Here is an 11,444-nt window from a genome sequence, read left to right on the forward strand (position 1 = left end):
AGCCAAAAGCTTCGCCCCGGGTCGGGTCTCCTACAAGATTAAAAGCCAAAAGCTTCGCCCCGGGGTCGGGTCTCCTACTAGATCAAAAGCTAAAAGCTTCGCCCCGGGTCGGGTCTCTTACAAAAGCGCGCAAACGGCCAAGGCAATCGCTGATTCAGTCGCAGGGGACGACGATCAGGCCGGCGCGCTCGCCGATCGCCACATCGGCCATCGGGAACAGGATTCGAGCGCCCAGTTCTTCGACCACCCAGCGCACACCATCATTGTCCTCGGCCAGCAGCGTGCCGGGTGATAGCGGAGCGAAGTTCTCTATGTCAGCGGGCAAACGCAGGACGAACTCCTCGCTGCGCTTGATGATTTCCCGCGCCAGCCGGAACGTCGCCAAGGGTCGAGGGCGGGGTGCGTGCGCAGGCTCGGCGGCCTCGATCCACCGATGAGCCGCCTGGAGAAATTCATCGAGACACCCAGGCCAGACGCCACCGGGCGCTTCGGCCATTTCCAGGGTGAAGGCCTCGGCCGCGTGACGCGTGGCAGTATGGGCGCTGAAGGTTCCGGAAGGTGTTTCCTGCAACAGCACTGCATCGACCGCCGCGTGGCGGAGGCGCATCAGGCTTTGGCGGGAAACCTCACGCCCGGCGACCCAGGGGCAGATGGCGAACTGCGGGAGGTTCGAGGCGCGCATGGCCGAGTGCAGGTCGTAATGCCAGCGTCGACGGCCCGGCGCACGAAAAAATGTCGCCACCAGCGCTTCGAGCTGCGCAGCGCGACGAGCCTCGACACTGGAGCCGCCCGCATGCTTGCCACAGAACAGTCGATTCAGGTCTTGGCCAACCCGACGCACACCCTGGCGCATCGCCGGCGGGTTGCAAAACAACAACAGCAGTCGGGCGCGCGGATAGATCGTGCCGCTTCCGATCGCTCGTATCAGGCGATCGAGCAATCTGATCGGGACAACTTCACAGCCATGCACGCCGGCCGACAGCACCAGGTCCAAACCAGCATCCTGGCCAGGCGGGGGCGTCACTTCGAGTACGCCCTCACCCAGCCACTGCAACCTGGCGCCCACAGCGGTGAGCTGAACCTTGTGATCGGGCTCGCGTCCGGCCAGCGTCAGCTCCAGCAGCCGGCCAAGTTCCAGCATGGTGGTGTCATCAGTGGTCGTGGTTGCAGTCCGGCCCATGAACGTGATCGTCCTCGGCGGCCTCGACCGGCTCCATTTCCAGCTCGAGGCTAACCAGGTTGGTAGCCAGCGGACGTAGCAGCAGGTTGGCGTATTCGGTGTCGCCGTCTTCGACATCGACGCCAATCATCAGTTGGTTATTGCCGACTTGTTGAATCCAGACCTCCCGGCCCTGCCACACCACGGCAAAACGGGTGCAGGATGTCTCCAGCTGGGTACCGTCTACGTCTTCCAGGATCAGTTGCAGGCTATCGCTCATGTCAGATTCTCAATGAAAAGGCAGGACAGAATCGCCCTGCCAAGATGAAGGCCTGAGTTTCAGGCCTGAGTCAGTTTTGCAGCAGCGCGTTCGAAGCGCGCAAGGCCTTCGGCAATGTCTGCCTCTTCGATGATCAGGCTCGGTGCCAGGCGGATCACATCGGGGCCGGCCTGCAGGATCATCAGGGCCTCTCGCTCGGCCGCATCGAAGATGTCGCGCGCCCGCCCTTTCCATGCATCGTCGAGTACGCAGCCAATCAGCATGCCCATGCCACGCACCTGGCTGAACAGACCGTAACGCTGACCGATCTCCAGCAGCCCGCGCTTGAAACGTTCGTGCCGGCTCTTCACTCCGCTCAGCACTTCGGGCGTATTGACGATATCGACTACCGCTTCGGCCACCGCGCACGCCAGCGGATTGCCGCCATAAGTGGTGCCGTGGGTGCCGACGCTGAAGTGCTTGGCGACGTCTTCCGTCGCCAGCATCAAACCAATCGGGAACCCGCCGCCCAGGCTTTTGGCGTTGGTCAGGATGTCCGGGATTACACCGTAATTCATGTAAGCGTAAAGCTCACCGGTACGCCCCATTCCGGTCTGAACTTCATCGAAGATCAGCAGCGCGTTGTGCTGGTCGCACAACTTGCGGGCGCCTTCAAGATACGCCTGATCAGCAGGCAGAACGCCGCTTTCGCCCTGTATCGGCTCCAGCACCACGGCACAGGTCTTGTCCGAAATGGCGGAGGCAAGCGCGTCGAGATCGTTATAGGGGACGTGACTGATGCCCTGAATCTTCGGCCCAAAACCATCGGAATATTTTGGCTGGCCACCAACGGTCACGGTAAACAGCGTCCGGCCATGGAAGCTGTTCACAGCGGAGATGATTTCGCATTTCTCCGGACCGTAATTGTCATGAGCATAGCGGCGCGCCAGCTTGAATGCCGCCTCGTTGGCTTCAGCGCCGGAATTGGCGAAGAATGCCCGATCGGCAAAGGTCGCGGCGGTGAGCTTCTTAGCCAGACGCAGCGCCGGCTCATTGGTGAAGATATTGGAAATGTGCCAGAGCTTGCCCGCCTGCTCGGTCAGCGCCGCCACCAGTGCCGGATGAGCATGGCCGAGTACGTTCACGGCAATGCCGCCGGTGAAGTCGATCAGCTCTCGCCCGCTCTGGTCCCATACTCGCGAACCCTGGCCGCGCACTGGAATGAAAGCGGCGGGTGCGAAAGTGGGAACAATGACCTGGTCGAAATCAGCGCGTTCTACCGGGGTGTGCGGGGCGGACATCAGGACTCTCCTGCGAGGCGACACGAATAGGAAATAAAACGCCCCGCCATGGCGGGGCGCTGCACACTCAGTTTAAACGCAGGCCCACCAGGAATGGGCGCTCGGGCGAAAATTCTCTTCAGGACACGACCGAGTGCTGCCGGTCCAGCTCGATGGCCCGATCCAGCGTTTCGAGCAGGGCCTTGCGAGCCTTGAGTTTGGTGTTCTTGTGGGCCGTCATGTTGATTTTCTTCAACTGCGTAGCGGTTGCTTTGGCAACAACCATCAACTCGCCCGCCGGGACGACCTTGTCAAGGAAGCCGGCATCCAGCGCCGCCTGCGGATTGAAGATCTCGCCATTGATTACCGAGCGCTGGAACGCGGGCTTGGTCAGGCGATCCCGGGCGATCTCGATGCCCGAATGGTGCATCGTCATGCCGATCTGGACCTCGTTGAGGCCGATATTGAACGCCCCTTCAACGCCGATACGGTAGTCGGCCGAGAGCAGTAGAAACGCGCCCTTGGCGATGGCATGGCCCGGACAGGCAACGATGATAGGGAAAGGATGAGCAAGCATCCGTCGACTGAACGTCGAACCGACGGATACCAGGGCAATCGCGTTTTCGGGGCTCGAAGTCATCACCTTGAGGTCATAGCCGCCGGACAGAATCCCCGGCTGACCAGTGAGAATCACTACGGCACGGTCCTGCTCGGCGCGATCGAATGCCGAATTGAGCGCCTCGAATACAGCCGGAGACAATGCATTGACCTTGCCGTTGTTCAGAGCCAGCGTGGCGATGCCGTCTTCGAGTTCGTAGGAAACCAGATCACTCATGACGAATATTCCTTGTTAGAAGTCCACAGAAGTTACTCAGCACGACCCGTCAGGTAAAGCGCCGTGACTGACCGGCAAGTCATGATTTGAGAGCTGAATCTGGCGAAACAGGGCCGCATGTGCAGGGAGCGCTGGCTCAGTGGTCAGCTTTCTCGGGCTCGAGTTCGAGCACTGCGAGCAGCTCGGGATGCAGAATCGTCTGTAGCTGCGGATCGGCGATAAAGAGTCCGTGGGAACCATCGGAGATGCCGCTACGGATCCGATAAGGCGTTCCGTCGGCATCGACGGTCAATTGGGACAGATCAAGATAGCGCGGCTCACAGGGCTTCTTCTCCGCATCCCGGAGAACGACCACCTTGGGCCGCAAGTGCAGATGCTGGTGCTTTTCCAGCACCAGCGCGACTTCACCCGTGTGCAGCTCAACCAGCGTGCCCACCGGAAAGACGCCAAGCCAGCGAATGAATTCGTGCACCAGGGCTTCGTCGAATTGCTGGCCGGAACCGCTGCGCAGCACGTCATACGCGGCCTGGATCGGTCGCGCATCGTCGTAGGCACGATGGCTGGTGATCGCATCGAAGGCATCGACGATGGTAATAACCCGTGTCGTGAACGGGATCTGATACTGCGCGAGCCCTTGCGGATAGCCCCTGCCATCCAACCGCTCATGGTGGCCATACGCGGCCTGGACCGCTACGGCGGGAATGTCATCCTGGTTGCACAGCGCCTGATAACCGAATTCCGGATGGAGCTTGATTTGATCGAACTCTTCCTGGGTGAGCTTGCCTGGCTTATTGAGGATGGCAGGATCGATCTTCATCTTGCCGACATCGTGCAGCAGGCCGGCAATACCCAGTATTTCCAGCTTTTCATCAGGCAGCCCAAGGTGGGTACCGAAGCCCATCGCCAGAATGGAAACGGATAAGCAGTGCAAGCTGGTATACACGTCCTGTGACTTCAAGCGCGTCAGCCAAAGCATGGCACTTTCGTTGCGCAGCATGCTTTCCAGGTTCCGTTTGACCAGCGCCTGGCAGGCCTTGGTGTCAATCGCCCGCCCCTGCTGGACATCCAGCAGTACCTGCTCCAATACCAATTCGCTGCTGCGATAGGCTTCGCGCGCTTCGTGGACTTCAAGCGAGAGAGGGACACGGGGCATCGTACGCTTCACGCGCAGTGGCGTCGCCGAGGGCACGACCACCTGGCCCTGATCAAGCAGCACTCGACGGGTGTCGTCAACGAACACATAGTCGCAGCGCTCGCGCACCGCCTGGATATGTTCGAGCTTGAGCAGAGGAAAGCCCTGGAATAGAAAATCCGTCTGACGCCAAGGCCGATCCAGCTCGCAAATGTACATGCCGAGTTCCAGATGACTGACGTGCAGACGGCGCTTTGTGGCGACCTCCACTACCTCAGGTCGCTTACGCCTGCTTTTGAATAACTTCATCAAGCCTTTCCCGGCTCTTCATATTCATTAAGTTCGATTGCGCTGAAGCTGGCACCGAAGTCCTAGGCGTTGGAACCCTAACGGAACGATAGGTTCATCGCCACGGCCGCTAAGCCAGTTTTCCAACGGCGCCTTAACCGCATGAAAAAACTAAAAAACTTTTTGCCATCCGCCAGCTCTTCGGCTACATTAGCGCGCCTCGACGGACATCAAACTCCGTCGAGATCCGGTGAGGTGTCCGAGCGGTTGAAGGAGCACGCCTGGAAAGTGTGTATACGAGAAATCGTATCGTGGGTTCGAATCCCACCCTCACCGCCAGATCGAACACAAAGCCCCGATGATCGGGGCTTTGTCGTTTCTGTCTCCAGGAATACCACTCCAGAGCACACCATATAGATGCTTGGCCTTGCGTACCGCAGCCTTGGCTAGCAGAACGCGCTGCCCCTGATTCCGTTACCACTCGGATGTTCCGATTCCACACGCCGCAAATGCCGCCTTGGATGACAACGTTTCCATTCGCTCCATCATTTGATTGAGGGCGATCACGGCACTGCCGATTGTCCACCCGCCCGGTTCCGCTGTGGGGCCTCTCTGACGAGCGGTACAGGAAGCCAGGATTATCCGTGGACAAACATCACATCGGCCCAAGCGCCAGCAAATCAGGCGCGTCGCCAGAAGCCGAGCCTTCCACAGCGCCTGAATCTAAATCCAGAATGATTCGGGACGGGCATCGAGTCGTCCCAGCGAGAAGTTCTCGGCGCGACGAAGCAGATCACCAGGAAAACGCAGCTCCGTCTGAGAGAGGCGTCCTCTATCCACGCCTTCGCTTTTCCTGGTCCGTATATTGCTTGGATTAACCTGACATTTAGGTCAGTAGAAGGACTTAGGTCAGAGCACGTCTGGAAAGCGGACCAGACCTCTGTGTCTCGGCCAATGCATATCCCGCTACGTCGTTTCGATGAAAGGCGCAGCTGTAACCCGCAAGACGCAACGGCCATTCAAACCGACAGCGTTCACGCGTAGACCCATTAAAAGGCCGCTACCATGTTCAAGCACAAGAAAGTCAGGCAGGCCACCATGATCTTGTTCGCCACAGCGGTCATTCTGATCCTGCCCAATCTGACTCGCCTTATCAGTTGATCGCCAGAAACAGACGACATAGGAACGCTTATGTATCGCGTATCCCTGCTATTGATGGCTTTAGCCACAGCGGCGGTCGGCGGCGAGGTCGATCAGCCCAACGCCCTGGCGGCACTGCAGCGCGCCGACAGCGTCCTGATTGACGTTCGAACCGCCCAGGAATACGCCGAAGGTGCGCTCCCTGGCGCAACGCGAATCGAGACCCAAGAGCTTGCCGAGCGCACCGCCAGTGTCGCACCCGACAAAGACGCCCCGGTCGTTCTCTACTGCCGCAGCGGTCGTCGATCATCCGCGGCGCAAGATCTGCTTCGTGAACTGGGCTACAGTCAGGTCATCAATGCCGGCGGTTACCAGGACTTGAAAGCAGTCGTGCCGCCGCGCTGACGTCGCCGCATCGCTTCCACGATTACTGCACCGCTCCACCGCACCATCCCATCCATACGCCTTCTCTTCGTTTATCGCGGAACTAATGCGCTGCAGTGGCTACTGAAAAAGGAGCCACTGCTCAGCGCCTGGTCGCGCATATTTGGAGGATTCGAACTGATGAATTGGGATGTGATGCTGAACGAAAGGCTTTGGATCAACATCGCCATAATCGCTGGCGTCACGATTGTCAGCTACCTCATTCTGCAGGCAGTTCTGCGGATCATTACCAACCGCCTGCGAAAGATGAGCAAAGGATCCAAGAGCGGCTTCGTCACCATTGCGGCGGAAATGCTCAGCCGCACCAGCCATTTGCTGCTGATCGCTCTTTCGCTGTTGATCGCATTGAAGGTTGTCGAACTGCCAGATCGCTGGGAGTCGGCGATGTCCCATGGTTGGTTCATCGCCCTCGCCTTTCAGATTGCATTGTGGATGGATACCGCCGTTCGTCTATGGATGGAAAGCCTGACTCGCGACGGCAAAGCGCGAAACCCGGTTACCACGACGATCATCGGCATCATGATCCGCATCGTCATTTGGACCATGATGCTGCTGTCAATACTGGCCAACCTGGGCGTGGACATCACCGCCATGGTCGCCAGCCTCGGCGTTGGCGGTATCGCCATCGCCCTGGCGGTCCAGACGCTGCTCAGCGACATCTTCGCGTCCCTGTCCATCGGGGTGGACAAGCCCTTCGAGATCGGCGATTTCGTCGTATTTGGCAGCGTTGCCGGCAACATCGAACACATCGGTCTGAAGACCACACGCATCCGCGCGCTGAGCGGCGAGCAGATCGTCTGCGCCAACGCAGATCTCCTCAAGCAGATCCTGCACAACTACAAGCGCATGAACACACGGCGCATCGTCTTCAAGTTCGGCATTACTTACAACACGCCGTCGGACAAGGTTCGTGAGGTTTCCGCATTGGTGAGGCGAATCATCGACGGGCTGAACAACGCCAAGTTCGACCGTGCGCATTTCCTTGCCTTCGACGACAGCCAGCTCACGTTCGAAGTTGTCTACATCATGCAGGTGTCCGACTACAACGCATACATGGACACCCAGCAGGAAATCAATCTGCAGTTGCTCGACGGCATCCGCGAGATGGGTGTGCAATTCGCCTTCCCGACCCGCAGTGTCGAGTTCATCGGCGGCAGCTTCCCGGAGCTGACGGTTGCCGGTGTCCCGAAGGAAAAACCGGCCGCCAACCAGGAAGCCGAACGCGCGCTTCCGAACGCCTGAGGAAAAACGACGAGGCCAGCGCAGTGGCCGGCCTCGTCGCTCAACTCAGCGCAGACGCATCTGCTTGTGGGTTTCGATCAACTGCGGCACCACACCCGGATCGGCCAGCGTCGAAATATCACCCAGGGCGTCGTACTCATCGGTGGCGATCTTGCGCAGGATACGCCGCATGATCTTGCCCGAACGCGTCTTCGGTAAGCCCGGCGCCCATTGGATCACGTCCGGCACGGCGATCGGCCCGATCTCCTTGCGTACCCACTGTTGCAGCTCCTGGCGCAACTGATCGGACGGTTCCTCGCCCGCCAGCAGCGTCACGTAGACGTAGATTCCTTGGCCCTTGAGAGGATGCGGCACACCCACCACCGCCGCTTCGGCCACCTTGCGGTGCGCCACCATGGCGCTTTCGATTTCCGCCGTGCCCATGCGGTGGCCGGAAACGTTCAGTACGTCGTCCACCCGACCGGTGATCCAGTAGTAGCCATCCTCGTCCCGGCGGGCGCCGTCACCGGTGAAATACATGCCGCGGAAGGTCTTGAAATAGGTATCGACGAAGCGATCGTGGTCGCGATAGATGCTGCGCATCTGCCCCGGCCAGGAATCGAGGATGACCAGATTGCCCTCGGTGGCACCTTCCAGCAGGTTACCGAGATTGTCCACCAGGCCGGGCACCACGCCGAAGAATGGCCGCGTCGCGGAACCCGGTTTCAACGCGGTGGCACCGGGTAAAGGGCTGATGAGAATGCCACCCGTCTCGGTCTGCCACCAGGTATCGACGATTGGGCAGCGTGATTTGCCAACCGTCTCGTAATACCAGTGCCAGGCCTCGGGATTGATCGGCTCGCCCACTGAACCGAGCAGGCGCAGGCTCGACCCGTCAGCGCCTTCCATTGCCGCACTCCCCTCGGCCATCATCGAGCGGATCGCCGTGGGCGCGGTATAAAGGATATTCACCTTGTGCTTGTCGACGATCTGACCGACCCGCTTGACGTCCGGATAATTGGGTACGCCTTCGAACATCAGCGTGGTCGCGCCGTTGGCCAACGGCCCGTAGATGATGTAGCTGTGCCCGGTAATCCAACCGACGTCGGCTGTACACCAGTAAATCTCACCAGGCCGATAGTCGAAGACTCGTTCATGGGTCAGGGCCGCATAGAGCAGATAACCGCCCGTGGTGTGCATCACGCCCTTGGGTTTGCCGGTGGAGCCGGAGGTGTAAAGGATGAACAGTGGCTCCTCGGCGCCCATTTCTTTCGGCGCGCACACATCGCCGGCCACTCGCATCAGATCGTCGTACCAGATATCACGATGCGAGTGCCATCTGATGTCGCCACCTGTGCGGCGCACCACGATGATTTTCTGTACGCAACTGGTTTGCGGGTTGGTCAGCGCTTCGTCGACGTTGGACTTCAGCGGAATCTTCTTTCCGCCGCGCAACCCTTCATCGGCAGTGATCACCACTTTCGAACTGCCATCGATTATTCGGCCGGCCAGGGCCTCGGGCGAGAAACCACCGAACACCACCGAATGAATCGCGCCGATGCGTGCACACGCCAGCATCGCCACCGCAACCTCCGGAATCATCGGCATGTAGATCGTGACCACGTCACCCCGATGCACGTCCTGCCCACGCAACGCATTGGCGAACTTGCTCACTTCGTGATGCAGCTCGCGATAAGTAATGTGGCGGTGCTCGGACGGATCGTCTCCTTCCCAGATGATCGCGACCTCGTCACCCCGCGTTTCGAGGTGACGGTCCAGGCAGTTGGCCGAAACGTTCAGCGTGCCATCGGCAAACCAGCGAATATCAACGTGGTGATCGTCGAAGGAGGTCTGCTTGACCCGCGTAAAAGGCTTGATCCAGTCAATGCGCTCTGCTTGCTCGCGCCAGAAGCCGTCAGGGTTGACCACCGACTGTTGATACAGGGCTTTATAGGCGGCCTCATCGGTCAGCGACCGAGCCGCAACTTCCGGTTTCACGGGATACAGGGACGCAGCACTCATGGGCAAACTCCTCACTCGTTGGTCTTGTTATCGTTTCGACTAAGCGTGCTTCACAGGCGAACCATACAAATCAAACCAAGCGCCTGGAAGACTTCACGTTCGAGCTATACGGGGTCGAAGCGTTCCGCTGGCGTTAGCCGTCGAAAAAAAGCGTTGTTCTCCGTAGAGCATAGACGCTTCGACCAAGGCGTACTTCCTCCCCCTTTGTGGTCATAGAGATGCCAGGGCCGAGCCTGCCATGTCGGTATTCGAGGATGTCAGATCCAGCGAACGTATTCTTCCGTGTCACGAAACGCATCAGGGAAAGCATTGCCTTCTACCCGGTGCTGATTCCCGCCTTATACGTCGTCGTCGCCGTTGTGGTATGGGCATTCGAGTCGACTCCCCTCGCTACAGCCTTGCGCGACGATCTAGCGCCAGGACTGGTAGATGCCGATAACAGCCGTGAAATTCTCGGAACACTAATCACAGGTGTCATCTCTCTTACCGTGTTCAGCTTCTCCATGGTGATGGTTGTGCTCAACGGCGCGGCGTCCCGCCTGTCACCACGCGTGCTGCCTGGCCTGATCAGCGACACGCGCAATCAGGTGATTCTCGGAATCTACCTGGGCAGCATCGTCTATTTCCTGCTGATGATCGGCACCCTGAACAAGAACGAACCGGCCAGCGTTCCAACGCTTGCTCTGCCGTTGGCGCTGCTGTTCGGCATGCTATGCATGGCGTTGTTCGTTGCGTTCATTCGTTCAGTGTCACAGTCGATCCAAGTCGACTGGATCGTCAGTCAGCTCTACAGCGAAGCTTCAACCAACCTGAACAAGCGCAGGCAGCGGATCGCTGACGTCACCGGGATCCCGGACGCAACCGACTGGTGGTGCCTGCCTGCCGCTCGGCCAGGGTACCTGCGCGAAGTGAATGAACGCCAACTGGGGAAGATACTGCGCAAGTACGACTCGTTGGCCGTGATCCAGGTAGAGCCCGGATTCTTCCTTGTCGACGGTCATCCGTTGATCAAGTTCAGCGAGCCACTGAGCGAAGACGATGCAGCCGACGTACTGGATTGCTTCGATTTCCATGACAAGGAATTCGCCAGCGCCAACGTTTCCTACGGCATGCGCCAGATCTCGGAAATAGCGGTAAAGGCCATCAGTCCAGCCATCAACGACCCCGGCACAGCGATGCGGGCAGTCAATCTGATCGGCGTACTGCTGAAAAGGCTCAGCGGCATGCCGCCTTACGACATCGGCTGCGTCGACAACAGGCGACCCCGCCTCTTCTACCCGCAACCGGATATCCAGCGCATGCTGCAGAACGTGATAGCGCCGATCCGCATCTATGCCGGCCATGATCCGCAAGTACTGATCACGCTGCTGCGATGCCTGAAGAATGCCTTGCACGGCGACCCGAACGAGGCGCACCTCGACGCCCTATATGAGGAAATTCAGGCCCTGCGCGACGAGGCCGACGCAAACGTCGATAACCCGCGCGACCGCCGCGCCGTCAACGAAGAACTCGAGCGGCTGGCGCAAATCCAGGGCCAGTGGGAGCCACGTCCTAAGGCAAAGCCCCTGCCGTTAAGGTGACAACCTGTACTCGCTACGGGAAAACGCTTTTTTCTGTCCTGTAGGAGCCCCGACCCGGGGCGAAGCTTTTGGCTTTTGGGCGGG

General features: G+C 59.2%; 9 protein-coding genes and 1 tRNA gene. 4 read left to right on the forward strand and 6 right to left on the reverse strand.

Annotation, left to right across the window (positions count from 1 at the left end; genetic code table 11):
- Positions 1 to 154: 154 nt before the first annotated feature.
- The 5 genes from MCB86_RS17585 to MCB86_RS17605 form a co-directional block, all read right to left on the reverse strand.
- Positions 155 to 1,141 (reverse strand): succinylglutamate desuccinylase, encoded by a 987-nt coding sequence (locus MCB86_RS17585; protein WP_239611681.1) that lies wholly within the window; start codon positions 1,139 to 1,141, stop codon positions 155 to 157.
- Positions 1,142 to 1,151: 10 nt separating this feature from the next.
- On the reverse strand, positions 1,152 to 1,439 hold the full coding sequence (locus tag MCB86_RS17590) for a topoisomerase II (protein WP_239611672.1): 288 nt from the start codon (positions 1,437 to 1,439) through the stop codon (positions 1,152 to 1,154).
- Positions 1,440 to 1,498: 59 nt separating this feature from the next.
- Positions 1,499 to 2,719 (reverse strand): aspartate aminotransferase family protein, encoded by a 1,221-nt coding sequence (locus MCB86_RS17595; protein ID WP_239611673.1) that lies wholly within the window; start codon positions 2,717 to 2,719, stop codon positions 1,499 to 1,501.
- A gap of 118 nt (positions 2,720 to 2,837) precedes the next feature.
- Entirely contained in the window at positions 2,838 to 3,533 is a 696-nt protein-coding gene (locus MCB86_RS17600) for a crotonase/enoyl-CoA hydratase family protein (RefSeq protein ID WP_045162559.1), read from the reverse strand.
- Positions 3,534 to 3,669: 136 nt separating this feature from the next.
- Positions 3,670 to 4,974, reverse strand: coding sequence for an HD-GYP domain-containing protein (locus MCB86_RS17605; RefSeq protein WP_239611674.1), 1,305 nt, complete (start codon positions 4,972 to 4,974; stop codon positions 3,670 to 3,672).
- A 228-nt stretch (positions 4,975 to 5,202) separates the two neighbouring features.
- Here MCB86_RS17605 and MCB86_RS17610 point away from each other — a divergent pair.
- From MCB86_RS17610 to MCB86_RS17620, 3 genes are all read left to right on the forward strand, one after another.
- A tRNA-Ser gene (locus MCB86_RS17610) sits at positions 5,203 to 5,292 on the forward strand.
- Positions 5,293 to 6,144: 852 nt separating this feature from the next.
- Positions 6,145 to 6,498 (forward strand): rhodanese-like domain-containing protein, encoded by a 354-nt coding sequence (locus MCB86_RS17615; protein ID WP_239611675.1) that lies wholly within the window; start codon positions 6,145 to 6,147, stop codon positions 6,496 to 6,498.
- Positions 6,499 to 6,657: 159 nt separating this feature from the next.
- Positions 6,658 to 7,779, forward strand: coding sequence for a mechanosensitive ion channel family protein (locus tag MCB86_RS17620; RefSeq protein ID WP_239611676.1), 1,122 nt, complete (start codon positions 6,658 to 6,660; stop codon positions 7,777 to 7,779).
- Positions 7,780 to 7,824: 45 nt separating this feature from the next.
- Here MCB86_RS17620 and acs read toward each other — a convergent pair whose 3' ends face one another.
- On the reverse strand, positions 7,825 to 9,780 hold the full coding sequence (acs, locus tag MCB86_RS17625) for an acetate--CoA ligase (RefSeq protein ID WP_045162563.1): 1,956 nt from the start codon (positions 9,778 to 9,780) through the stop codon (positions 7,825 to 7,827).
- A gap of 254 nt (positions 9,781 to 10,034) precedes the next feature.
- Here acs and MCB86_RS17630 point away from each other — a divergent pair, with 254 nt between their 5' ends.
- Positions 10,035 to 11,360 (forward strand): DUF2254 domain-containing protein, encoded by a 1,326-nt coding sequence (locus MCB86_RS17630; protein WP_239611677.1) that lies wholly within the window; start codon positions 10,035 to 10,037, stop codon positions 11,358 to 11,360.
- Positions 11,361 to 11,444 lie beyond the last annotated feature (84 nt).

This window comes from Pseudomonas sp. KSR10, assembly GCF_022355455.1.
Taxonomy (GTDB): domain Bacteria; phylum Pseudomonadota; class Gammaproteobacteria; order Pseudomonadales; family Pseudomonadaceae; genus Stutzerimonas; species Stutzerimonas stutzeri_E.